Origin of the sequence: Commensalibacter sp. M0355, from assembly GCF_016101365.1 — a bacterium.
In the GTDB taxonomy this organism is placed as follows: domain Bacteria; phylum Pseudomonadota; class Alphaproteobacteria; order Acetobacterales; family Acetobacteraceae; genus Commensalibacter; species Commensalibacter melissae.
Genome location: NZ_JACFQQ010000003.1, coordinates 65,521 through 89,003, shown reverse-complemented (window position 1 = coordinate 89,003; position 23,483 = coordinate 65,521). Strand labels below are relative to the sequence as shown.

Sequence of the window (23,483 nt, the reverse complement as noted above, 5' to 3'; positions counted from 1 at the left end):
CTAAATTCTTATTGTTTTGTTGAATCGGAATGTTTGTTTTAACGCCGCCCTAAGTTAGCACTGTGTAACTAATTTTATTATTTCTGTTTTTTTAAAAAAACAGGAACAGGATTGATGCGATCAGTCTGTTATTGATTAATTTTTCAATTTAAAAATATTTATAGGATTATAATATGTTGCTGTCTTGTAATCGACAAGAATGGCTTGGAAATATTCGTGCGGATATTCTATCTGGTATTGTGGTTGCATTGGCCCTGATACCAGAGTCAATTGCTTTTTCCATTATTGCTGGGGTTGATCCGAGTGTAGGACTTTATTCGGCTTTTGCCATTCCTTGTGTCATTTCGTTATTTGGCGGACGCCCTGGAATGATATCCTCATCGACGGGTTCAATGGCTTTACTGATGGGGCCTTTGGTAAAGACTCATGGATTAAGTTATTTACTCGTTGCATCAATTCTTGCAGGTATTTTTCAGATCATTGCCGGATATTTGAAACTTGGTGAATTAATGCGTTTTGTTTCCCATTCTGTCGTGACTGGTTTTGTAAATGCGTTGGCAATTTTGATTTTTATGGCACAGCTTCCGCAATTAGTGCATGTGACATGGCATGTTTACGTGATTGTTGGTGGTGGATTGGCAATTATTTACCTTTTCCCTTATTTAACGAAATTAATACCGTCTCCCTTGATATGTATTATTATAATGACCGCCATTTCAATAGGTTATGGTTTAAATATTCCAACGGTGGGTGATATGGGTAAATTGCCAGGTTCTTTACCAATTTTGGCTATTCCAGATATTCCTTTGGACTTTCATACCCTCATGATCATTTTACCATATTCTGCTGGACTGGCAGCGGTAGGATTACTTGAAACCATGATGACAGCAACGATCGTTGATGAATTCACGGATACTTCAAGTGATAAAAATCGTGAGTGTAAGGGGCAGGGAATTGCCAATATCTGTACTGCTTTTCTGGGCGGTATGGCTGGATGTGCCATGATTGGTCAATCGGTTATTAATATCAAGTCCGGGGGAAGGGGACGATTATCTACCTTGGTGGCTGGTATTTTCTTGCTCATTCTTGTTGTTTTTTTAAAGGAATGGGTGGCCCGGATTCCTATGGCCGCCTTGGTGGCTGTGATGATCATGGTTTCTATTAGTACTTTTTCCTGGCGTTCAATTCTTGATTTAAAAAAATATCCGCTTTCTACCAATATTGTCATGATTTTAACGGTCTGTGTCGTGGTTGGAACAAATAATCTGGCCTATGGAGTATTAACAGGCGTGCTGGTTGCCTCTCTTGTTTTCGCAAGCAAGGTTTCACATTTCATGCTGATTAAATCAGAAAAAAAAGATCAGTCTCGTATTTATAAAGTGAATGGTCATATATTCTTTGTAACGGTTGATCGTTTTATAAATAATTTTGATCTCAAGGAAGAGATTAAGAATGTTACAGTCGATCTAACCCATGCGCATTTTTGGGATGTAAGTTCAGTTATGGCATTGGATAAGGTTGTTATTCATTTTCGCCAACGTGGTATAAAAGTGGAGGTTCAGGGAATGAACGATGCCACGGCGACTATCATTGACCGTTTTGGCATCCATGATAAACCAGAGGAAATTGAAAAGGTTATCGGGAGTTATTAATCAGGATCATTCTTGGCGATATATATAGTTAATGTGTTTATATCGCTTATTTAGGTCTATTTTTTTGATATTTATGAATGGATTTTTTTAATTCATTTAGATTGGGTCCCTGTTGGGTTTCAACATAAGTTGTTTTATTCCATATCCAGACATCTGAACCTTCAACTATCAAATCATGCATCCCTTTGTGGGATGTTTTTTTTATTTCAATATTGCCAGTAACAGAATCGAGTATTTTTACCCAATGATTGTTACGGTTAAGATAGGCTGTGGTGGTACAGCCTCCAGACCCACAAAGACTGGCGGATTGTAACTGGGTAAATAGAACAGTTTGCGGTTTTTTTGTGCTGGAGAGGTTTGCATTGCCAATAAGGATAAGCGGTTTCTCACCATGTTGAACGGCAAAATTAATATCGGTTTTATTCAAGTTATATGCAATTGTTGAAAAATTGTTCGCAGGTTGGGGGGTTAAAACGACTCTTCCTGATTTTGGATTTTGATAATTTCTGTTTTTTTTCGTATGATGGGAAACTGCGTAAGAGGATTGGACAGTAAAAGCAAAGGCACTGATTATACAAAATACAACAAGTTTTTTATTCATAATTATTAAGGCCTTTTTCTAAACAAGAATATTTGATATTAATAGATGAACTTTTAAAAAAACCTAACTTATACAGAGATAACATTTTTAATTTCAAATGATTATATAAGATAGTGCAGTTTATGGCAAAGAGATGATTTTTGGGATGGATTTTCATATTTTATAGTAAAAAGGATACCTGTATTATTTATGGTAACTTCAGGGATTAAACAGGTTGCAGCTGACGAAACACAAAATGAATCTATTCAGAAATTACTTTTTGCTGAAGGACTTGTTTTGGAAAATGGTCAAAAACTAAACCACTTGGAAATTGCATATCAGACTTATGGAAAGTTGTCATCAGCCAAGGATAATGCAATTTTGATTTGTCATGCTTTAACTGGCGATCAGTATGTTACAGGTATTAATCCAATCAGTAAGAAACCTGGTTGGTGGAGCAGAATGGTTGGTCCTGGGCTACCTATTGATACAGACAAATATTTTATAATTTGTAGTAATGTTTTAGGAAGCTGCATGGGAACGACAGGACCACGTTCCATACGAACAGATCATCAGAAAATAGGCTATTGGGGAATAGACTTTCCTGCAATTACCATTAGGGATATGGTCAATGCTCAAAAACTTCTAATCGATCATTTCAAAATTGATCAGTTATTTGCCGTTATCGGTGGTTCAATGGGAGGAATGCAGGCATTGCAATGGGCGGTAAGCTATCCAGATCAAGTTTATGCAGCTATACCAATTGCCACCTCGTCTTTTCATTCGGCACAGAATATTGCATTTAATGAAGTGGGAAGACAGGCCATATTTTCAGACCCCGATTGGCAAAATGGAGATTATTGGCGATATGGTGTTATCCCATCCAGAGGGTTGGCTGTAGCACGTATGATGGCACATATTACCTATTTGTCAGAAGATGCATTAAACCGAAAATTTGGACGGAGATTGCAAGAAACAATGATAGATTCTTCGTCACCAATTTTCGGGGAAATGTTCCAGGTAGAAAGCTATTTGCATTATCAGGGATCGAATTTTGTAAGACGTTTTGATGCAAATTCTTATGTGACAATCTCCCGGGCAATGGATTGGTTTGATTTGTCCCAAGCTTATGATGGGGATCTGGTCAAGGCATTTTCACAGGTTAAATCCAGATTTTGTGTTATCAGTTTTTCTTCTGACTGGCTTTTTCCCACTTCACGGTCAAGAGTGATAGTCAAGGCATTAAATCGTGTTGGAGCCAAGGTTTCTTTTGTTGAAATTGTAAGTGATAAAGGGCATGATGCCTTCTTGTTGGATGAACCGGATCTTGATCATGTAATCAGCGGTTTTCTGGCAGGAATTAAAAGACAGAGGCAATTGGAAAATAATGCGTCTTGATCAATGTTGTATTGTTGACATGATTCAGCAAAATTCAACAATACTGGATATTGGATGTGGTGATGGTACATTAATCGATTATCTGTGCTGTAATCATCAATGTGATGCACGAGGAATAGAGTTGGATATGTCCTGTGTTACCAAGGCGGTAAGTAAAGGCTTATCTGTAATTCAGGGAAACGCAGATTTTGACTTGCAGAATTATCCCACGGATGGTTTTGATTATGTCGTATTATCGAGGACTCTACAGGCGGTTAATCGCCCACGTGAAGTTTTGCAACAAATGTTGCGAATAGGACGGTATGCTATTGTTTCATTTCCAAATTTTGGCCATTGGACTGTAAGAATGCAACTGCTTCTTAAGGGACATATGCCCATGACAAAAGTATGGGGAACCCATTGGTTTGAGACGCCGAATATTCATCCCTGTACCTTAACAGATTTTGTATCACTATGTAAACAAGAGGGATATCATATTAGTCAGTGGATGGCTATTGATGATCATGGCGAGGGGGAAAAAGCCCCCTGGCGACGTTCAATACGTTTAGCCAATTTTTTTGGGGAACAGGCCTTATTTTTGCTGACACGTTGATTAAATGAGACAATCAATGCAACTGTTACATATCTGATATTATATTGATTATATATAAACAAAATTGATATTCATTGGATTAGTTAACAGAGTATTTTAGATTTCTATTTTTATGTCATGAATTGATTAATAGAATTGACGGGGTTGGATAATATTACTCTATCATTTACATTACATCATGGTTTTGTAGAGTCATATTTCTTATGGGTACGAATAAAATTTTTAGAATAATTTTTTAATATTTGATTGAGGTTTAAAAGAAGTAATGCGTGACTTGGACCGGTCTTCTGAAAGTCATATTTTTGTTGAAAAACATCATTCCCCTTTAAAGATATCATTTCACGGATGGATAAAAATTATAATGGCGACCATTCATACACTAATTGATGGTCCATATATGCTGGTCGCAGCTGGTTGCGCATTTTTTTCTACCTTGTCGCTATTTCCTTCTATAAGTAGCTTGATTTCCATTTATGGGCTGGTTTTTGATCCACAAACGGTTGAGCCACAACTGGAATTTCTACAACATTTTTTCCCCCCGAATGTTTATGTTTTTTTACAGGAAATGATTAACAGTATTGTCGAGCAAACCCATTCCACTTTAACAATACAATTGGTTGTTTCCATTTTGTTCGCTCTTTGGTCTGCATCCATTGGGACAAAGGGTTTGGTTACGGGGCTAAACGTTGCCTATAATACGCATGAGACACGGAGTTTCTTGAAATTTCAGGTTCTATCTGTTGTTTTGACATTCTGCGCTATTTTGGGAACGATTATGACCCTTGCGGTTATTGTTGCTTTACCGGCAATTTTGAATATTTTGCCATATCAATTTCTAAATATTCTTACAGATTACTTTCCTGCTTACAATATGGTGAGAATAAGTAGTAACATTATTGTTTTTCTTTTTGCAACGTGGACTTTTGCTTTATTTTACCGTTTTGGGCCCTGCCGTTCCAACGTGCATTGGCGTTGGACATGTCCAGGCGCTTTTATCGCCACAATTTTATGGTTGTTGGCTGCCTTTTCTTTTTCTTATTACGTTGCCCATTTTGCAAATTTTACAAGTACTTACGGCCCATTGGGAACCGTGGTTGCTGTTATGATGTGGTTTCTGGTTTCCTGCTATGTTGTTCTGGTTGGCGCTCAGTTCAATGCCCAGATAGAAGGATATATTTTAGATAGAAGCGAGGCTTCTAACAAGATACCAAAGTCATAGAAAATTATTGGGGAGTTTCAGCAACTTCGATATTATTCAGGGGTTTAATTGTTACATGGGCAGTTCCCCGGCTTAACATGCCAATTTTTGCTGCAGCAGCTTTTGATAGATCAATAATGCGATGTTTTACGAAAGGGCCACGATCGTTAATGGTGACGATGACTGAGTGCCCTGTATCTTCTGATTTAACCAACACTTTGCTTCCCAAAGGAAGGGTAGGATGAGCTGCGGTAAAATTCTGGTTGTTGAATGTTGAGCCAGAGGCTGTTTTACGTCTTTGCGTATGTCGCCCACCGTACCAGCTGGCAATACCGCTTTGAAAAGCTGTTTCATCTGTACTGATGATCATGTCTGCAGGATGTCTATTTTTGTGAAGAGTGTAGGGCATCACTCTTTTCTTTAATTTTCGAATCCGGTGAGAGGTGATCTTATGAGAAGCGGAGTTAGCATATACTTGCATGGATTGAACATTTAATCCGATAACAAGTGACAAAGCCAGTAATTTATTTCGACGTTTCATATACCCTGTTTATTATAGCGTTTTTTGATCATAATGATTAAGAAAACTGCCATAATTCCTTTAAGTTAATATAAACCATGTTAAAAGCTAGAGAAAAAAAATGGCAAAAAAATGAAAAGATTTGCTTTTGTAACTTTACGCTAATACAATTGACGCACATATGGCAAATAATTTGTTTAATCTATTGTTTCTGGCTGAAATGATATAAATAGACATAGTTTATCAAAAAATTAAGAGAAAATTTAATTAATTTGTTGACTGTTTATAAGAGAGGCTTTTTAAATTCATATAGTGTTAAACCTGATTAAAGGCATGAATAACTAGTGATGGAATTGCCCCTCGTATATGTTTTGAATGGTCCTAATTTAAATATGTTAGGAATGCGTCAGCCAAATGTGTATGGTCATGCAACCTTGGATGATGTAGAACAAATCTGTATTCAAAATGCAGAACAGCTCGAAATAGCAATTGATTTTCGCCAATCCAATGATGAGGGGGAACTTGTTTCCTGGATTCAGGAGTGTAGGGGAAAAGCAAAGGGAATTATCATTAATGCAGGAGCATATAGTCATACTTCTATAGCAATTTTAGATGCTTTACTGGCAGTTGATTTACCTGTTATAGAGGTACATATATCAAATATTTACCGCCGGGAATCATTTCGGCATCATTCTTATGTTTCTCATGCGGCGACAGGGGTAATCTGTGGATTGGGTATTCAGGGTTATGCCTTGGCCTTGGCTGCGTTGGCAAATCTTATATTGGAAGAGGATAGTTGATGAGCAAAATGCTCGTAGATGTAGAAGTTATTCGTAAATTGGCTGATATTTTAACTGAAACAGGGTTAACAGAAATCGAGGTTTCCGAAAAGGATCAGCATATTCGCGTCGTAAAGAATATTACCGTTAACGCAAGTCCAGTAACAGCTCCCGTTTCCATGGCTCCTGTCATGAATTCCGCGCCTGTGCCTGTAACGGTTAATAATGATGATGCCAAACAGGAAGAAGATCTCTCTAAACATCCTGGCGCGCTGCTAAGTCCAATGATTGGTGTGGCCTATTTAACGCCGGAACCTTCTGCCCCCCCTTTTGTAACTGTTGGACAAGAGGTTCAGTCTGGACAGATCATCATGCTTATTGAAGCGATGAAAACGTTTAATCAAATTCGTGCCCATAAATCAGGAAAATTGACGCGTATGCTTGTTAATTCCGGTGATCCAGTAGAATATGGTGAGGTTCTGGCGGTAATTGAATAAAATGTTTTCAAAGATTTTAATCGCGAATCGTGGAGAAATTGCTCTTCGTATTTTACGGGCATGTCGTGAAATGGGTATTAAAACCGTTGCTGTGCATTCAACTGCGGATACAGATGCAATGCATGTGCGTTTGGCAGATGAAAGCGTATGTATTGGTCCCCCTTCAGTCACAGACAGTTATTTGAATAAGAGGGCAATTTTATCTGCAGCAGCCATCACAGGAGCCGAAGCAATTCATCCCGGTTATGGTTTTCTTTCCGAGAATGCAGATTTTGCCGAACTGGTTGAAGAGCATGGATTTGTTTTTATTGGTCCTTCTGCCCAGCATATTCGTATGATGGGTGATAAGATCCAGGCCAAAACAACCATGAAGAAATTCAATGTTCCTCTGGTTCCAGGTTCAGATGGAGCCCTGTCGGATCTTGCTACAGCAAAAGAGGTTGCAAATAAGATTGGTTATCCAGTTTTGATCAAGGCTTCTGCTGGGGGTGGAGGTCGCGGCATGAAAGTTGCCTCTACAGAAACAGAGCTGGAAGAGGCGTGGCAGGTTGCAAGGGCTGAAGCAAAAATGGCTTTTGGTAATGACGAGGTTTATATGGAAAAATATTTGGATAAACCTCGTCATATAGAAGTTCAGATTATTGGCGATCAACATGGTAATGTCTTATTTTTGGGTGAGCGGGACTGTTCTTTGCAGAGACGGCACCAAAAAGTGTTGGAAGAAGCTTTGTCTCCCTGTCTAACTGTAAACGAACGTGATTTTATTGGTAAAGTTGCCACCCATGCCATGCAGCAATTGGGATATAAAAATGCCGGTACGCTTGAATTTCTTTATCAGGATGGACAATTTTGTTTTATTGAGATGAATACGCGTTTACAGGTTGAACATCCTGTTACCGAACTGGTTACCGATGTTGATCTTGTTGCAGAGCAAATTCGTGTGGCTGCAGGTGAAAAATTAAAATTAAGCCAAAAAGACATTCAGTTTAAAGGACATGCAATAGAATGCCGTATTAATGCCGAGGACCCTGAAAATTTTGTACCCAATCCTGGAAAAATCGAAGTTTTTCATTCTCCAGGTGGACTGGGGGTTCGTTTGGATAGCGCTTTATATGTTGGTTATACTATTCCACCATATTATGATAGTATGATTGCGAAATTAATTGCCTATGGACATGACAGGGCAACCGCAATTGCAAGAATGCAAAGAGCATTGGAGGAAATGGTTGTGACAGGTGTAAAAACAACCATTCCATTACAGCAGAAAATATTGGCAGATAAAGAGTTCCAGAAAGGTGACTATACCATTCATTGGCTGGAACATTTTATTGAGAAAAACAAAGCTGAATATAATTGAAGCTTTATTCATTATAAGTGATTGCTGAAAATAAGGGGACGTCAATTTTTTCGCGTCCCTTTAAATTTTTTAGTTCAATTAAGGCAGCTGCTCCGATGATATTGGCACCAGTTTTACGTAAAAGTTTAATAGCGGCCTGCAACGTTCCACCAGTTGCGAGCAAGTCGTCAATAATAACAACGCGCTGTCCGGGCTTGATTGCATCTTCCTGAATATGGATACAATTTTGTCCATATTCCAAATCGTAATCAATTGAAATCGTTTTTCCAGGCATTTTGCCGGGTTTACGAATCATTATCATTCCACAGCCTAATGCTGTTGCAAGGGGTGATGCACTAACAAATCCTCTTGATTCAATTCCGGCAATTAGATCGGGTTGCCAAGCTGCAATTCCATGTGCCATACGTGCAGAAGCAATCTGCCAGGCATCAGCATTGCGTAGAAGTGTGGAGATATCGTAAAATAATATGCCTTCATGAGGATAGTTAGGAATAGTACGAATATATTTTTTTAAATCTATATTGGTGGGCGGTGTGAAATCTGTTTGATTAGGTGCGTTGCTCATTTCTAACAATCATTAATAAATTTAACATAAACCATTCATGTTTTAAAAGGTTCAAATACGTCACGCAATAAATTTATTGATCTTATGAATGTAGGTTATTTTTCTGCCAGTTTTTTTTTCTTTTTTCACAAAACTTTTCCACAAAAGGCATTAATCGTAGGATAAAATATGGTTTTAGCATCAAAAGTTTAGTTTGCAATCCTGACCATTTGGGAATGTAATATTCCAATCCTTTTTTCTTGAGGGCTTTCATAATTGTTTTACAGACAATTTCAGGTTCAAGAGGTGGAGAGCAGAAATTAAGCAAAGACCCTCCATTTTGCATTTCATTATGAAGCATTTGCGTGTTAATGGCGCCAGGAAAAATGGATGAAACATATATTTTCCGGGGACGGAGCTCCATGGCCAACGCCAAGGCAAATCCACGTAAACCATATTTACTGGCAGAATATAATGCGCTGTCTTTTAGGGGGAAAATACCTCCCAATGAATTTACAAAAATAATTGAGCTTTTTTTACGCATAAGCGGAAGTAAGCCCTTGGTCAAAAAAATGGCTCCATTAAGATTTACCTGAAGTTGGTTAAGTATTAATTGATCACTTAAATTTGAAAATGAACCTGGATAAATATTTCCTGCACAATGGATTAAAGCATTAATATGATGGAATTGTTTTTTAATATCCTCACATAAATACTGTATTTCATTAAGATGAGAAATATCGCAAATACGAATAATGACTTTATCTCCATAATGGAGAGAAATTTGTTCTAATTGCGCAAGATTTCTTGCAATCATAATAATTTTGTAATGTTCTTCTAAAAGGTAAGAAACAAGTTTTTTGCCCAACCCCCCGGTTGCTCCAGTAAGAACAGCGATTTTATTAGATTGTTTAAAAATATTTAAATTCATTTAGATAAATCTCAAACTTAAAAGGTCATTATACTAAGTTATAGAATACTATTTAATTAAGTATAACATAATATTTTAAAATATAAGATATTTAGGTTTATATAGCGTAATTAATCAAACTTGTTTATTTTTACCATAAAATAATTTTATGAATTAAATGTTATAAGAAGTATCGAGCAATGAATAAAATTGTTGTTTTAACTGGAGCCGGGATCAGTCAGGAATCGGGTCTTGATACGTTTCGTGATGCTAATGGCATCTGGGCGAAATATAATATGGAAGAAGTTTGCACCTTGGAAGGATTTAAGAAAAATCCTGAAAAATTACATGAATTTTATAATCAGTTACGTTCGAATTTGCCTAAATATTTACCCAATGCCGCTCATATTGCCTTGGCGAAACTTGAACAGGCTGTCTTGAAAAAAGAAATTGAAGCTGAATTGGTTTTGATAACGCAAAATATTGATGATTTACATGAACGTGCCGGGAGCCGTTTTCTTTATCATATGCATGGAGAATTGTACAAGATAAGATGCACAACATGTGATCGACGTATGGAATGGCATAAGTCATGTTTTCCATATACATCTTGTCCATATTGTCATGCTGTGACATTACGGCCAGATATTGTATGGTTTGGGGAAATGCCTTATTATATGCAAGAAATTGGAAGGGCATTATCAGATTGTAACTTATTTGTCGCCATTGGTACTTCCGGTGTAGTCTATCCGGCTGCTGGGTTTGTAAACGAAGTACAGGGGCGAGCGAAAACAATCGAGTTAAATCTGGAACATTCTATGGGCACATCAAATTTTGATGAATCCTGGCAAGGTTCAGCAACAGAATTGGTTCCCGAATTTGTCAATTATTTATTAAACGCCTATCAGAAATAAGGGAAAAGAATGACTGACTCTTTAAACCGTCTTTTGAAAGAGGTTCGGGCTTGTCATATCTGCAGGGATTTACCTTTGGGTCCAAAACCCATTTTACAGGTAGGTTCGTCTAAAGTGCGGTTGTTAATCACTGGACAGGCTCCGGGTACACGTGCACATGAAACGGGAATAACGTTTAACGATCCTTCGGGGGATCGTTTGCGTGAATGGATGGGAATTAACCGATCCTTATTTTATAATGATCAATTGATTTCAATTATTCCAATGGGATTTTGTTATCCAGGCAGTTATGAAAGGGGTGGGGACTTACCTCCTCGTAAAGAATGTGCGCCACAATGGAGAGCCAAACTTTTGAAATTATTGCCTAATATTGAATTAACCCTTCTGGTTGGATCTTATGCACAAAATTATGTCTTGGGAAAAGGAAGTCTAACAGAACGAGTTAAGAATTTTCGGGATTATTTACCTAATTTTTTGCCTCTTCCTCATCCTTCATGGCGGACAAGAATTTGGGCAAAAAAGAACCCTTTTTTTGAAACGGAAGTTTTACCAGAGTTGAAAAAAAGGGTTTGCGATATTTTGAGTTTAAACATGAAATCTTAAATATTTATTTAATAACTTATCATATTAAATAAAGGAAACTGCATATTGGCAGAAGTTGAAAATAATTTTTTTATAGCCAACTTATAATTTTTCCAACATTATGTATATGTATTTTAGATTGTTCTTTTTTGGATAAAAGATTATATGCCAAGATAAAATCTGCATAGGTTATATCTTCACTATTTTGATATAAGTAATTATAAAAACTGTATAGATCATATACAGAATCAGGTGAAACATTGAAATTAATTTCTAAATCCTTTGATTTCAGTTGAAGGTATTCCCATTCCTTACAAATGTTTTTGTTGACATCTACATCTCCAAAAAAACCTGTATCAGGATTTAACGACATAAATTTTTTAGAATAAGGTGTTTGTAATGAATGGTAAGGTGTATTATCAATTGAGCAAACTGAAAATTGATATGTTGATGAAAATTTATTTAAAAATTTAATAATGAAAGGAATAGTAGATATGGAATTGCTTTCTTTATAGAAAAGATAAATCAAATTTGGTTTATGATTGTATATAACGCCATATATTGGTATCATGTTTTGTATATTTTCAAAATTAAATAAATATCCTTCACGCATATGTAAAGCTAGATACCGTTCTTTTGTTGAGCAAAGTTTGAAACAATTTGATTGCTTGTTGTTGGATTTTTTCTTGTTAAAAGATCCCGTAATTTCAAATATATAACGATATACACATTCCTGTTTAAGGGTTACTAAGATTGCATTGGCTTTTTTGATGAAATCTTTTCTTTCTTCGTGTTGTATATCATTTCTATTGAAATGCTTCCATCGACCTTCTGAATTTATCAAATCTGTATTTAGACGGTATTGAATTCTAATTATATAATCTTCCATCGATCGGTTAATATAATGGTTGATACATGCATTATCCCATATAACAGTATCACTATCAGCACGTTTGTTTGAAACAGGTAATCCACACGCATTTGCATAATTTTGAGGGATTGTTTTGAAATAATGAGGATTCTCATATTCAAACGAGTAATTTCTAGGCCTTATAAAACATTTTGTTAATAAAGTATCGGAAAAATTTTTATCACAGTGCTTAGTATAAGCTTCATAGGTTGGAATTTTGCTCTTTAAAACTCTATCTGAATTTCCATAAATTCTCCAATTTAAAGAAACACCATTATAGTGTAAGAATCTTTTAAAAAAATCCTGTATAGATAGATCGTGTTCTAGTGATACATATTCATCGGCATCCAAAAATCCAATCCAGTCATATTCTTGATTCAATGCTTTTCGACAAGCGCTTTCAAATGCATTAGCTTGTCGATCATAAAAATAAGGAATACTGACAGGATTTGTTAGTTCAATTTCAATATTATATATATTAGAAACAGTTTTTAATATTTCATATGTTCCATCTGTTGAGTGATCATCATAAATAAAAAATTTATCGATACCGATAGCAAGATGCCAAGAAATCCATGATAAAATGTTTGGATTTTCATTTTTAAGAAATAAAGCGAGACAAATTTTCATACTTAAATAACTTTTTAGAAAAATAACAATAATACGTATTTAAAATTATAAATATATCGAAATAATAATATAAAAATAGCAAAAAATTAATTATTTTTTAATTTTTCTTAATGTTAAGTTATTAATATTTATGTATATTGTCTATTTGTCACCCTTTTCTGAGGAGGGTTTGTTATTGGATAGCTGATTTATATTATTTAGATATTCAGATAAGATGTTATTTCTTACTGCATCTGTATTTGCCAGATAATTTGTATAACAAACAATGGTCATGACTAAAGAGCTTTCTGTAATGTTATCAACCCATATATAGGGTTTCGGATCATCTAGAACATCTTTTTGTTTTTCCATGATTTTCATGATTAACGTGCGTGCTTGATCCAATTGTTGAATGGTAATTACAGGTAATTTAAATGAAACCAGACCCATATGACGTCCACGGGTGGCATTCTGAACAGAAGATGTGATAATTTGTGAATTTGGAACAATTAGGGTCGAAAAATCTGACAAACGAATTTCGGTAGCTCTTACTTTGATGCTCATTACCACTCCTTTAACACCATTTATGATAACCGTATCCCCTATGCGGACGGGTCTTTCAGCGAGAAGGATAAGACCGGAAACAAAATTCTGGACAATGGCTTGTAAACCGAAACCAATACCGACAGAAAGAGCGCTGACAATCCAGGTAATGTTTTGAGTTGTTACCCCAAGGATGGATAAATCAATAATGGCGACAACGACCCAACAGCAATAATTGAAAATTGTATCAATTGAATTACAGGTTGCATTATCCAGACTGGTTTTTGGAAAGAAGTTTTTATTTAACCAGTTTCTGACAATTCTTATACAATATATACCAATGAAAAACACCAAGATTGCCTCGGCGATTGTTGAAAAGGAAAATGTAAAGTTACCTATTTTTTGGTTGGTTAGGGTGGTTGTTAAATGTTGGATGAAGACGACCAGATCAAAATTGCCGGGGGAAATAATGGAAACAATTGTCAGAATGACAGTTGTTAGTGTGATGACACCGGTAATGATGGTTGATAATTGTTCCATGCTTTGAGGTTTTATGCCTAAAAGCTGTATTTTTTTACCCAGCCAGCGATCCGGATCAAAGATGAGGTTTGTTATATCATTCAAAAGTATTCTTAAAAGACTTAAAGTACTGAAAACCAGAATTACCCAGTTAAGCCATACACACATTGAATAACCCAAATGGATGTATCCTGTTAGGATGGCAACAATAGAGATGATACAGAATAATGGGAGCCCGATTGCAACGACAAGAAGTGTGATATCCGGACTTTGATTATTTTGTGCTGAATGAAGTTTGATTCTTTTCTGACCCACTTCGCGAAGCTTTATGGGAATGGACAAAAAAAGGATTGAGGCGACACAGGCAAAAAAACCATTGCATAATTGCTGTGCTATAATACTTACACCACTAACATTATTGATATAACGGACAATTCCAAGAAGCAGGATAATGGCCATATAAATATTGGGTAGAATATTGATTGAATGCGCAACTTCATCACCAATGGGCAATAACCGCCATTGTGGATTTTTTACAGCAAGGAAACCTCGATAAAGTCCAAAGATAAAACCGCAAAAATAAAGTTGGTGAATTATGTTTTGTGCAAAAGCATAGGCTTGTGGGCTGATCGTATTGTGGTTATTAATGGTTACCAAAATGAGTGTGGCAGATAATCCTGCGGTAAGAGAGGCTATTATTGCTGAACACAGCGTCATTAAACTGCGTCTAAGACGTGTAGGGGGAATGAATTTTTCTGTGAACTGTACCAGTCCCTTTTCAATAAGAGGACGTAGGATGAAAATTAACAGAATAGCGCCAAGAAAACCTGCAAGCATTGTAAGACGGCTTCCCCAGCCATCTTGCCATGTTTTGGTGAATAAACTGCCAAAATCAGAATATAGTTTATTTATGCGGGAACTGTCATCATCGTAATGAATGGCAATTTCATGCCAAAAATTATATCCTAGGGGGGAGGATATGCGGGTAAATAACTGCACCTGTTGAATCTTGGATAAAGCCTGCTGAATTTGTGCAACCTGACTATTGGCTTCCAAGGATATGATTGTTGCCTGCTGAATTTTTGCGCTAAGATCATTTCTATTTTGAATAAAGGATTTTTGTCGATCATTTAAATTTTTAATATCATCTTTATTTTTATCACTTCCTGTATTTTGGATAACGTTATCCAGTAGCTTTAAAGCCTGATTATATCCCTTCAGACGAGGGGTCAAATCAGTTACAATCGTATCGGCCGAGGTGGATATCGATCGTGCTTGATTCAGCAGATTTTTGAATTGTGTAAAATCTTCAGAATGCTGAAGGCTTTGTAAGCTTTTATTAATATTTCCCAATTGTTTTATAAGCTTATTTAAAATTGGTTGAGTTGTTGTATCGGGAATATTGAGAAAAACAGGTGTATTTGAAGAGGTTGATGAGGAAATAAGAGAGTTGGCTGCTTCTTGCGCGTGGGTATTTTGTATAGATATTATTCCAAAGGAAAGGAAAAGACTAAATAATAGGTATTGCACTATTTTCATAGAAGCAGCTCCAAGTTTAAAGGCAAATTTGTTTTATTTTATAACGACTTGGTAAAGTAAACTATAAAAATATGTAAAAATATTGTTTTTTTGTATGAAATAAGGCGAAAATGATTTTTTTGGAATGAATTATATGGGAATTGTTAGTAAAATGTATTCTCAAACATTGCTTTATTACAATAAAAACATAATTTCTGAATGAATTAATGATAGCAAACAATCTGATTTATACGTTAACCGCCCCTTATCAGTTTCAGCAAGAAATTCGAAAAAGTATATTTTTGGCACATGCTGTGCCCGTCTATACAGAAATGCAGGTTGGAGAATGGTTGCAACGATTAAAAATACCAGAGGCAACACATAATTGCTGGGCTTATCGTATAGGACAAAATTATAAAAGCAATGATGATGGTGAACCTTCCGGAACAGCGGGGCGACCCATTTTACAAGTTATAGAAAGACAGAATTTTGATTGTACACTAGTAATAGTTATTCGATGGTTTGGCGGTATTAAGCTAGGCGCAGGCGGTCTTATTCGGGCCTATAGTGGAACTGCGGCTGAATGTTTACGTCAGTCTTCCTCCAAATTATATATTCCTAAAAAAGAAATCATAATTGTCTGTTCTTTTTCAGATTATGCTTTGGTAAAAGCCCGTATTGGAGAGTATCAAGCAGAAATTGCCATGGAAAATTTTGAATCCATGGATGTGGAGTGTCATCTTGTTGTGCCTGAAGAACAGTATTTGGCTTTGAAGCAGCGTTTACTTGATCTGACAAGGGGACAGATATTGATAGAGGATATTATATAGTTAAAGATCGGTGATAAAATACAGGAGGAGAGATGATTTCCTGATCCTTGGGGTATAAGGATCAGTTACGTTTGTATTGACAAAAATTAGAAATCTGTTCCCCCGACGGTCAGGCCGGAAAGTTTAAGGGATGGCTGTCCAACTCCAACCGGTACGCCTTGACCAGCCTTGCCGCAAGTTCCCACCCCTTTATCTAATTCAACTTTATTGCCAATCATTGTGATTTTGGTAAGGGCATCTGGACCATTTCCAATCAGGGTGGCCCCTTTAACTGGATGGGTGACCTTTCCATTTTCTATCAGATACGCCTCAGAAGTAGAGAAGACAAATTTACCAGAGGTAATATCAACCTGACCACCGCCAAAATTGACAGCGTAAAGACCTTTTTTGGTGCTTTTAATCATATCGTCCAACGTATCTTTTCCAGCCAGCATAAATGTATTGGTCATACGAGGAATTGGCGCACAGGCAAAAGATTCTCTGCGTCCATTTCCCGTTGATGGTTTATTCATCAGACGGGCGTTCAAACGGTCATAAAGTAATCCTGTCAAAATGCCATCCTCGATCAGGTTTGTCCGTTGAGTTGGAGTTCCCTCATCATCAATATTAAGACTTCCCCGTCGTTCAGAGAGGGTGCCGTCATCAACGACAGTAACCCCTGGAGCTGCAATTCTTTTACCCATTAAACCGGCAAAAGCAGAGGTTCCCTTGCGATTGAAATCACCTTCTAATCCGTGGCCGATAGCCTCATGTAATAAAATACCAGGCCATCCAGACCCGAGAACGACATCCATTTCACCGGCAGGTGCAGATTTACTTTCCTGATTGATTAGGGATTGATGCAAGGCTTCATGAACAGCATTTTTCCAAATATTTTCCTGTGTAATATGATCATAACCATAGCGTCCACCACACCCATAGGAACCTATTTCTCGACGTCCATTTTTTTCTGTTATGATGGTAACATTAAGTCGAACCAGGGGACGGATGTCAGCAACACGGAATTGACTGGTCCGGATAATTTGAATGGCCTGCCATTCTGCCGATAGGGATGCGCTTACCTGAACGACATGAGGACTTTTTGAACGGGCATAAGCATCAATTTCATGAAGCAAATGAGCCCGATCGGCAAATTTACCTTGATGAAGTGGGTTGTCAGGGTGATAAAGCTGATGATTGGTCAGGACAGGTTTATCACTGATTATAGATTCATGATCTGATTTCAATTGGCTGACAGTTTCACTGGCACGTTTTAAGGCTTTATCACTTAATTCATTGGAAAAAGCGAATCCTGTTTGAGTATCCAAGACTGATCGTAGGCCAAATCCAGAAGTGATATCTGTTGTCGCGGTTCGGATGGTTCCATCATCAATACTTATCATTTCACTTTCACGATATTCAAGAAATAGTTCTCCATCATCCATGGAAGAAAGGGTCTGATGAATGGATTTTTCTGTCTTATCCCGATCCAGCTGGGTTTTCTGTGGATTAAAAAATATAGAATCTGTCAGGGTCAAGGCATTGATGGGGTCAGTCATAAATGATAGCTTTCAAGAGGATCAAAATAAAAAATGTTAGTTATGATAATGATTTATTTTTACGCATATGATGTAGGGCAATCGTAACTGTTGTCAATAAAACGATTGCAAAGGCTTGATGAACGGTGCCTGCCCAGACGGGAACAACAAGCAATAATGTTGTAACCCCTAGGGCGTATTGGATAAGGACAGCCCATCCCATTGCCATAAAGCTGTCCTTGGTCGCCTTGTCCAATGAGGATTTCAGACCTGTCATAACGGTTATTAGAATCATTATGCCCGTAAATGTTGCCAAGAGCCTATGATTGAATTGAATTGTTGAAATATTTTCGAACCAGTTTAACCAGAAAGGGGATAGTTTATTATAATCAGCAGGAATCAGGTGGCCGTTCATTAGGGGAAAACTGTTAAAGGAATGACCCGCATGAGTTCCTGCAGTAAAACCACCGGCAACAATGGTGACTAGCAATAAAATGAAATCAGTTTTCAATAAGGTTTTAATAAATTTTACGGCTGGGTTTTGGGTCAGTGGATTGGCAACAGGGTTGCTTAATGAAAGGGCTGTCCATAAAATAGCGATATAAAGAATAATGGCGCAGGCTAGATGCAAAACGAGACGGACCGGTTCAACCGCGGTGCTGTTTGCTCTGAATCCAGAATGAACCATGAACCAGCCAATACCGCCCTGTAATCCACCGAGAATAAAAAAAATGAACAGGCGCAGAGCCAGTTGTTTTGTGATCATTTTCTTATAAATAAACCAGATTAAGGGTAAAATGAGAACTAGACCTATTAATCTTCCCAGAAAACGATGGCTCCATTCAGCCCAGAAAATTTGTTTAAATCCATCCAGTCCAAAACCATTGTTAAGAATTTGATATTGTGGAATGGTTTTATAAAGATCGAATTCCCGAACCCATTCTGCGTGGCTTAGAGGGGGGATGATACCAGTGATTGGACGCCAATCCATGATGGACAGACCGGAACCCGTTAGTCGTGTATATCCCCCAAGGGCTATCATGCAAAGAAGCATAAAGCAGATGAGGAACAGCCACGTTGAAATTGATTTATTGTTTTGCATGAGTAAAGAAATTCTAAATAAATGATAAAGGGTATCGTTTTAAAGAAAAGTGAGATATTGTGTTTTTTTTAGTCCTATAAGAAGGTTTTTGCAAGTCAAGCCTTTCATAAGGTCAATAATTTAGTTGTGTTATGAAAAGAAATAAAAATTTAACTCAATACAAAACACTAATTGGTCAAGTAATAAAACCATTATGTATGGTTTTTGGAATTGTTATTGTTCTTTTACTTGCTCGTTATTTTCACGGCTTTGATTTGTTTTTAAATGATCATACGTTATTAAGGCGTGGGATAAAAGGTCCCCTGATTTTCTTATCCATTGCCATCATTATGTGCATGGTCGGTTTTCCAAGACAGCTTGTCTGTCTTACGGCTGGGGTGGTATACGGTTTTTGGTTGGGTATTTTTTACGCCACGATTGCGACTGTCATAGGAGCGTTATTGGCCTATAACTGGGCCCGGTGGCTGGGACGTGAATGGGGGAAAAAATATCTTTCCCATGCAAAACTAAAAAAAATTCATCATTTTATTCAAACAAATCCTTTTCATACCGTTCTTATCTGCCGTTTGATGCCTGTGGGCTCTTCCGTTCTGCTGAATACCATGGCTGGTATAGTTGGTATTTCCGTTATGCCTTTTATTTGTGCTACTTTTCTGGGAAGCTTTCCACAAACGGTTGTTTTTGTTTTACTCGGCGGCGGAATTCGGATTGGCCATTTTGGGCAAATTACGTTAAGTTTACTTTTATTGGCTGTTTCAATACTTGCTGGTTTGATTTTAATGAAACGTTCTTTTAACAAAAAAGATGATTTATTATTGCCTGAATAATTATAAAAGCATTATAATTTTCTCAGGATATTTCAAGGAGGCTATTGATGTTAAAGCTTTATACAATTCCAGGCGCTTGCTCAACAGGATGTCATATTGCCCTATATTGGTGCAAAGCTGATTTTGACTTTGAAATTGTTGATCATGATGGTTTAAAAAAGGATGAATTTCTTAAATTGAATCCATCAGGTCAGGTGCCCGTATTGGTTGATGATCGGTTTGTGCTGACTGAAAATGTCGCCATCATGAATTATATTGCGGATTCTTTTCCACAAGGGAAGCTACTCGGAGATGGTAGTAAGCAACAAAGGGCAGAGGCTTTGCGTTGGTTGGCTTTTGTAAATTCCGATATTCATCCTGTATTCGGTTTGATTTTTGGAGGACAACAAATCAGCGGCGATCAAAAAGTGATTGAAATCCTTGATACTGCCGCTCGTAAAAAACTTCATAAATTATACGGTCAGGTTGATAAACAACTGGCGGAAAAGGAATGGATTGCGGGTTTCCGTAGTGTGGCAGATCCATATTTATTCATGACCTTGACCTGGGTTCAAAATCTAAAAATAGATATTTCGAGTTATAAGAATCTGTTGCAGTTTTATATGAGAATGCAAAAAGATGATGGGGTTCTTGCTGTTTTCAAGGCGGAAGGTATTCCGAATTTCGTTTGATGTCCAAATAAGAGATGATGAAAATGAAATCTCATTTTCATCATTTTGGAAAATTATTTTATCCATTATTTGACAAGATTAATTTTTGCATATTTTATAATCTTTTCATCGTTCAATAGATAAAGCTCGTCAATTAATCCGATTTGCAGACTGCCGGGGGCGTTGATATGTTGCATAGCGATATCGGCGGCAATGCCAATAAAAGCCATTGCCGCGGAACAAGCATATAGGGTGTTTTTTTCAACAGCCAGGCATGCTGCGGTGATGGCGGTTGCTGCACAACCAGATCCTGTTACTTTGGTTAAGAGAGAGTGGCTGTTTCTTACGGAGACAATCTCTTTTCCGTTGGTGATATAATCTGTTTGGCCACTGATTGACACAGTGGTTTTATAAGATAAGGCCAGTTGTTTAGCGGCTTCCAGTGCATCATGAGAGGAATCAAGACTATCCACTCCATGGCCCTGTGTTCGAGGAGATGTATTTTGATGATAATGGTAAAGACTGATAATTTCTGACGCATTTCCTCGAATGGCATTGGGGAAATTCTGTAAAAGACTGAGCGTTGTTTTAGCTCGATAAAGAGAGGCACTGATGCCCACCGGATCGAGTATCCATGGAATGTTTTGCTGGTATGCGGTACGACTGGCCAACTGCATGGAGCGTAATTGGGGTGTTGATAAAGTCCCGATATTGATAACCAGAGCGTTGGATTTTTGAACGAATTCCTCAACTTCCTCCTCCGCATTGGCCATGGCGGGTGATGCGCCAAGCCCAAGTAAAATATTTGCGGTAAATTGGGTTGCAACCTGATTGGTTATATTGAGGATAAGTGGATTTTTTGCGCGTATGGCATGAAGAGTGGAAATTAGGATATCGGGTTCGATCATGATAATACAAAGTTTTTGTTTTATAGGTTATGGTTTATGAATGGAGATTATAGACTATTTCGTTGCAAAAGATATCTGCCTTACGTATTCTAGAGATAATAATGTCTTTTAAAATTTGAGAGAATAATAAAGTGGATCTTGGTCTAAAAAATAAAAAAGTGCTTATTAGTGGCGGTTCCAAAGGAATTGGATTGGCGATTGCCCAAAAATTTATTGATGAAGGTGCGTTTGTCAGTATTTGTGCCAGAAATCAGCAAGGTATCGATAAGGCTATTCTGCAATTGGGTGACCGGGCCATGGGCATGACTGTTGATATTAACAAGGCGGATGAAGTTGAAAGATGGATCAAGGAAAGTCACAAAAAGATGGGTGGGCTTGATCATGTGGTGGCGAATGTAAGCGCTCTTGCCTCGGGACGGGATCTGCAAACCTGGAAAAAGGCGGTTGATACAGACCTGTTAGGTACCGTTGCCCTGGTTAACGAGACATTGCCTTATTTAACCAAACAGAAAAACGGATCAATTGTTATCATATCCAGTGTTTCCGCTTCTGAAATAGACGTATTTGCTGAACCATATGGCGCCTTAAAGGCTGCCTTGAATCATTATGGCAAATCGGTTGCACTAAGAGTTGCAGAACACAATGTAAGGGTTAATCTTGTTTCTCCAGGAACAATTTATTTTAAGGGAGGGATATGGGATCAAATTGAACGGGAGCAGCCTGAACTTTATAATACAGCCTTGAAGAATAACCCTTTAGGTCGTATGGGAACACCAGAGGATGTGGCCTCAACAGTTGTTTTTCTGACAAGTGAACAGGCAAGTTTTATTACAGGAAGCAACCTTGTTGTTGATGGCGGCATGACAAAACGCGTGTAAAATTATTGATAAATTGCCTGCCCAAGCCTTTTTAAAATCAAATAGGCGGTATCGGGCAATTTAACCGGTTATATATATTATGTTCTTTAAATAAGGTTAACCAATTATTTTAATATCATATGATAGAAATAATGAATTTATCTGAACAATTTATAATATTATGAAAAATTATACATTAATTCAGCAAGTTGTTTTATTTTTAAAAAATAATCCGCGTAAACGATTTACCGCGCGTGAAATTGCAATCCAATTAGTTAAAATTTATCCTGATTATTATAAGCAAAAAAGGCTAAATAGCCAGCAGCGCTTTACCTCAGAAAATTCTTTTATTTCTCAAATTGTTGCTGAAATTGGTTCACGTATTAAAAGGTTGAAACAATCAAATGCAGGAATATTGATTCAGGACCAGCCTCGACCAAGAGTTTACGAATGGAAAGGTAATTCCAAGCTCAAGAGCAATTTTATAGATAAACTGAAAGATGAAGAAAATGCAGGTAAAGACATTTTAAATTTGCCATTAAAAAAGATGAATTACACGGAAGCTGATCTTTATCCTTTATTGATTGAGTATCTTGGTACGGAATATAGTTTAAAATGTGATAGAATCAATGAAAAATTTTCTAAAAAAGGTAAAGGGGAAAATGGCAACAAATGGTTGCATCCGGATATTGTTGCTTTGCAGGCAGTGACTGAAGACTGGAATAGTTTGGTTAAAACTTGTGTACAGTCAGGGGATGCTAAAATGGCTTATCTATGGTCTTTTGAAGTAAAAAAACAGATTTCCCGCTCAACAGTTCGTCAATATTTTTTTCAGGCCGTTAGTAATTCCAGTTGGGCAAATTACGGTTATCTGGTGAGTGCAAGCATTCCAGATGATGGAACGATGAATGAGCTGAGAATGTTGTCGGCTTTACATGGTATTGGGTTAATTATACTTAAAACAGATAATGTAATTGATAGTCAGATAATGATTCCTGCGGCATTTAGAGCAGAGGTGGATTGGTGCTCGGTAAACCGGTTGGTTGAAGAAAATGCGGATATGAGATTGTTTATTCAAAAAGTTGCCAGTTATTATAAAAGCGGTTTGTTACAAAAAACTGGATGGAGTAATGATTTACTAAAAGTTGAGAGTAATTAAATATAAATTAT

23 protein-coding genes are annotated in these 23,483 nt (G+C 37.1%); 14 read left to right on the top strand and 9 right to left on the bottom strand.

The annotated features are described in order from the left end of the window. Positions 1-176 precede the first annotated feature (176 nt). Positions 177-1,652, top strand: coding sequence for a SulP family inorganic anion transporter (locus H3T44_RS06235; RefSeq protein WP_347375191.1), 1,476 nt, complete (start codon positions 177-179; stop codon positions 1,650-1,652). Positions 1,653-1,698: 46 nt separating this feature from the next. Here H3T44_RS06235 and H3T44_RS06230 read toward each other — a convergent pair whose 3' ends face one another. After that, positions 1,699-2,253, bottom strand: a complete 555-nt coding sequence (locus tag H3T44_RS06230) for a hypothetical protein (RefSeq protein WP_198196611.1) — start codon at positions 2,251-2,253, stop codon at positions 1,699-1,701. A gap of 189 nt (positions 2,254-2,442) precedes the next feature. Here H3T44_RS06230 and H3T44_RS06225 point away from each other — a divergent pair, with 189 nt between their 5' ends. The 3 genes from H3T44_RS06225 to H3T44_RS06215 all read left to right on the top strand — a co-directional run bounded on the left by H3T44_RS06225 (position 2,443) and on the right by H3T44_RS06215 (position 5,441). Next, positions 2,443-3,630 (top strand): homoserine O-acetyltransferase, encoded by a 1,188-nt coding sequence (locus H3T44_RS06225; protein WP_198196609.1) that lies wholly within the window; start codon positions 2,443-2,445, stop codon positions 3,628-3,630. Further along, positions 3,620-4,222, top strand: a complete 603-nt coding sequence (gene metW, locus H3T44_RS06220; RefSeq protein ID WP_122122823.1) for a methionine biosynthesis protein MetW — start codon at positions 3,620-3,622, stop codon at positions 4,220-4,222. Before H3T44_RS06225 ends, metW begins: the two co-directional genes overlap by 11 nt. Positions 4,223-4,487: 265 nt before the next feature. Further along, positions 4,488-5,441, top strand: a complete 954-nt coding sequence (locus tag H3T44_RS06215; RefSeq protein WP_198196607.1) for a YihY/virulence factor BrkB family protein — start codon at positions 4,488-4,490, stop codon at positions 5,439-5,441. A 4-nt stretch (positions 5,442-5,445) separates the two neighbouring features. Here H3T44_RS06215 and H3T44_RS06210 read toward each other — a convergent pair whose 3' ends face one another. Beyond that, positions 5,446-5,961 (bottom strand): septal ring lytic transglycosylase RlpA family protein, encoded by a 516-nt coding sequence (locus tag H3T44_RS06210; protein ID WP_198196606.1) that lies wholly within the window; start codon positions 5,959-5,961, stop codon positions 5,446-5,448. 326 nt (positions 5,962-6,287) lie between these two features. On the opposite strand from H3T44_RS06210, the gene aroQ reads away from it, so the two are divergent. From aroQ to accC, 3 genes are read left to right on the top strand one after another with little or no spacing between them, the layout of a single operon-like run. Continuing rightward, entirely contained in the window at positions 6,288-6,740 is a 453-nt protein-coding gene (gene aroQ / locus H3T44_RS06205; protein WP_110439253.1) for a type II 3-dehydroquinate dehydratase, read from the top strand. Then, positions 6,740-7,216 carry an acetyl-CoA carboxylase biotin carboxyl carrier protein gene (gene accB, locus H3T44_RS06200; protein WP_110439254.1) on the top strand — a complete coding sequence of 159 codons (477 nt, stop codon included), beginning with the start codon at positions 6,740-6,742 and terminating at the stop codon, positions 7,214-7,216. Before aroQ ends, accB begins: the two co-directional genes overlap by 1 nt. Before the next feature lies 1 nt (position 7,217). Then, positions 7,218-8,573, top strand: coding sequence for an acetyl-CoA carboxylase biotin carboxylase subunit (gene accC / locus H3T44_RS06195; RefSeq protein WP_155567509.1), 1,356 nt, complete (start codon positions 7,218-7,220; stop codon positions 8,571-8,573). A gap of 4 nt (positions 8,574-8,577) precedes the next feature. Here the strand turns inward: accC and H3T44_RS06190 are convergent, their stop codons facing one another. After that, entirely contained in the window at positions 8,578-9,138 is a 561-nt protein-coding gene (locus tag H3T44_RS06190; RefSeq protein ID WP_198196604.1) for an adenine phosphoribosyltransferase, read from the bottom strand. A gap of 82 nt (positions 9,139-9,220) precedes the next feature. Continuing rightward, on the bottom strand, positions 9,221-10,048 hold the full coding sequence (locus tag H3T44_RS06185; protein WP_122122825.1) for an SDR family oxidoreductase: 828 nt from the start codon (positions 10,046-10,048) through the stop codon (positions 9,221-9,223). 179 nt (positions 10,049-10,227) lie between these two features. On the opposite strand from H3T44_RS06185, the gene H3T44_RS06180 reads away from it, so the two are divergent. Next, positions 10,228-10,941 carry an NAD-dependent deacylase gene (locus tag H3T44_RS06180; protein ID WP_110439258.1) on the top strand — a complete coding sequence of 238 codons (714 nt, stop codon included), beginning with the start codon at positions 10,228-10,230 and terminating at the stop codon, positions 10,939-10,941. Between the two features lie 9 nt (positions 10,942-10,950). Next, positions 10,951-11,544 carry a uracil-DNA glycosylase family protein gene (locus H3T44_RS06175; RefSeq protein WP_155567513.1) on the top strand — a complete coding sequence of 198 codons (594 nt, stop codon included), beginning with the start codon at positions 10,951-10,953 and terminating at the stop codon, positions 11,542-11,544. Positions 11,545-11,614: 70 nt separating this feature from the next. On the opposite strand, the gene H3T44_RS06170 is transcribed toward H3T44_RS06175, so the two are convergent. Both H3T44_RS06170 and H3T44_RS06165 read right to left on the bottom strand, forming a co-directional pair. Further along, complete coding sequence (locus H3T44_RS06170; protein ID WP_198196603.1) at positions 11,615-13,063, bottom strand: glycosyltransferase family 2 protein; 1,449 nt, start codon at positions 13,061-13,063, stop codon at positions 11,615-11,617. A 141-nt stretch (positions 13,064-13,204) separates the two neighbouring features. Then, positions 13,205-15,643, bottom strand: coding sequence for a DUF3772 domain-containing protein (locus H3T44_RS06165; RefSeq protein WP_198196602.1), 2,439 nt, complete (start codon positions 15,641-15,643; stop codon positions 13,205-13,207). A 206-nt stretch (positions 15,644-15,849) separates the two neighbouring features. Between H3T44_RS06165 and H3T44_RS06160 the strand changes: the two genes are divergently transcribed. Beyond that, positions 15,850-16,452 carry a YigZ family protein gene (locus H3T44_RS06160; protein ID WP_110439262.1) on the top strand — a complete coding sequence of 201 codons (603 nt, stop codon included), beginning with the start codon at positions 15,850-15,852 and terminating at the stop codon, positions 16,450-16,452. A gap of 86 nt (positions 16,453-16,538) precedes the next feature. Here the strand turns inward: H3T44_RS06160 and tldD are convergent, their stop codons facing one another. Together tldD and H3T44_RS06150 are read right to left on the bottom strand one after the other, a co-directional pair. Then, complete coding sequence (gene tldD / locus H3T44_RS06155) at positions 16,539-17,990, bottom strand: metalloprotease TldD (protein WP_198196601.1); 1,452 nt, start codon at positions 17,988-17,990, stop codon at positions 16,539-16,541. A 40-nt stretch (positions 17,991-18,030) separates the two neighbouring features. Further along, positions 18,031-19,071: a COX15/CtaA family protein gene (locus tag H3T44_RS06150; protein WP_198196600.1), complete on the bottom strand. Its 1,041-nt coding sequence runs from the start codon at positions 19,069-19,071 to the stop codon at positions 18,031-18,033. Positions 19,072-19,202: 131 nt separating this feature from the next. Here H3T44_RS06150 and H3T44_RS06145 point away from each other — a divergent pair, with 131 nt between their 5' ends. Further along, complete coding sequence (locus tag H3T44_RS06145; protein WP_155564791.1) at positions 19,203-19,898, top strand: TVP38/TMEM64 family protein; 696 nt, start codon at positions 19,203-19,205, stop codon at positions 19,896-19,898. A 47-nt stretch (positions 19,899-19,945) separates the two neighbouring features. Next, positions 19,946-20,569, top strand: coding sequence for a glutathione S-transferase family protein (locus H3T44_RS06140; protein WP_198196599.1), 624 nt, complete (start codon positions 19,946-19,948; stop codon positions 20,567-20,569). A 65-nt stretch (positions 20,570-20,634) separates the two neighbouring features. On the opposite strand, the gene thiM is transcribed toward H3T44_RS06140, so the two are convergent. Then, positions 20,635-21,456 carry a hydroxyethylthiazole kinase gene (gene thiM / locus H3T44_RS06135; protein ID WP_198196598.1) on the bottom strand — a complete coding sequence of 274 codons (822 nt, stop codon included), beginning with the start codon at positions 21,454-21,456 and terminating at the stop codon, positions 20,635-20,637. Between the two features lie 131 nt (positions 21,457-21,587). Here thiM and H3T44_RS06130 point away from each other — a divergent pair, with 131 nt between their 5' ends. Together H3T44_RS06130 and H3T44_RS06125 are read left to right on the top strand one after the other, a co-directional pair. Next, positions 21,588-22,334 (top strand): SDR family NAD(P)-dependent oxidoreductase, encoded by a 747-nt coding sequence (locus tag H3T44_RS06130; RefSeq protein ID WP_110439268.1) that lies wholly within the window; start codon positions 21,588-21,590, stop codon positions 22,332-22,334. Positions 22,335-22,494: 160 nt separating this feature from the next. Beyond that, positions 22,495-23,472, top strand: a complete 978-nt coding sequence (locus H3T44_RS06125; RefSeq protein WP_198196597.1) for a COG2958 family protein — start codon at positions 22,495-22,497, stop codon at positions 23,470-23,472. Positions 23,473-23,483: the final 11 nt, after the last annotated feature.

Bases quoted from the DNA above. Each gene is read 5' to 3' on its own strand.
- thiM (WP_198196598.1), bottom strand. From the start codon at position 21,456: ATGATCGAACCCGATATCCTAATTTCCACTCTTCATGCCATACGCGCA.
- accB (WP_110439254.1), top strand. From the start codon at position 6,740: ATGAGCAAAATGCTCGTAGATGTAGAAGTTATTCGTAAATTGGCTGAT.
- H3T44_RS06150 (WP_198196600.1), bottom strand. From the start codon at position 19,071: ATGCAAAACAATAAATCAATTTCAACGTGGCTGTTCCTCATCTGCTTT.
- accC (WP_155567509.1), top strand. From the start codon at position 7,218: ATGTTTTCAAAGATTTTAATCGCGAATCGTGGAGAAATTGCTCTTCGT.
- H3T44_RS06215 (WP_198196607.1), top strand. From the start codon at position 4,488: ATGCGTGACTTGGACCGGTCTTCTGAAAGTCATATTTTTGTTGAAAAA.
- H3T44_RS06145 (WP_155564791.1), top strand. From the start codon at position 19,203: ATGAAAAGAAATAAAAATTTAACTCAATACAAAACACTAATTGGTCAA.
- metW (WP_122122823.1), top strand. From the start codon at position 3,620: ATGCGTCTTGATCAATGTTGTATTGTTGACATGATTCAGCAAAATTCA.
- H3T44_RS06225 (WP_198196609.1), top strand. From the start codon at position 2,443: ATGGTAACTTCAGGGATTAAACAGGTTGCAGCTGACGAAACACAAAAT.
- H3T44_RS06125 (WP_198196597.1), top strand. From the start codon at position 22,495: ATGAAAAATTATACATTAATTCAGCAAGTTGTTTTATTTTTAAAAAAT.
- aroQ (WP_110439253.1), top strand. From the start codon at position 6,288: ATGGAATTGCCCCTCGTATATGTTTTGAATGGTCCTAATTTAAATATG.
- tldD (WP_198196601.1), bottom strand. From the start codon at position 17,990: ATGACTGACCCCATCAATGCCTTGACCCTGACAGATTCTATATTTTTT.
- H3T44_RS06165 (WP_198196602.1), bottom strand. From the start codon at position 15,643: ATGAAAATAGTGCAATACCTATTATTTAGTCTTTTCCTTTCCTTTGGA.
- H3T44_RS06230 (WP_198196611.1), bottom strand. From the start codon at position 2,253: ATGAATAAAAAACTTGTTGTATTTTGTATAATCAGTGCCTTTGCTTTT.
- H3T44_RS06170 (WP_198196603.1), bottom strand. From the start codon at position 13,063: ATGAAAATTTGTCTCGCTTTATTTCTTAAAAATGAAAATCCAAACATT.
- H3T44_RS06190 (WP_198196604.1), bottom strand. From the start codon at position 9,138: ATGAGCAACGCACCTAATCAAACAGATTTCACACCGCCCACCAATATA.
- H3T44_RS06175 (WP_155567513.1), top strand. From the start codon at position 10,951: ATGACTGACTCTTTAAACCGTCTTTTGAAAGAGGTTCGGGCTTGTCAT.
- H3T44_RS06180 (WP_110439258.1), top strand. From the start codon at position 10,228: ATGAATAAAATTGTTGTTTTAACTGGAGCCGGGATCAGTCAGGAATCG.
- H3T44_RS06185 (WP_122122825.1), bottom strand. From the start codon at position 10,048: ATGAATTTAAATATTTTTAAACAATCTAATAAAATCGCTGTTCTTACT.
- H3T44_RS06210 (WP_198196606.1), bottom strand. From the start codon at position 5,961: ATGAAACGTCGAAATAAATTACTGGCTTTGTCACTTGTTATCGGATTA.
- H3T44_RS06160 (WP_110439262.1), top strand. From the start codon at position 15,850: ATGATAGCAAACAATCTGATTTATACGTTAACCGCCCCTTATCAGTTT.
- H3T44_RS06140 (WP_198196599.1), top strand. From the start codon at position 19,946: ATGTTAAAGCTTTATACAATTCCAGGCGCTTGCTCAACAGGATGTCAT.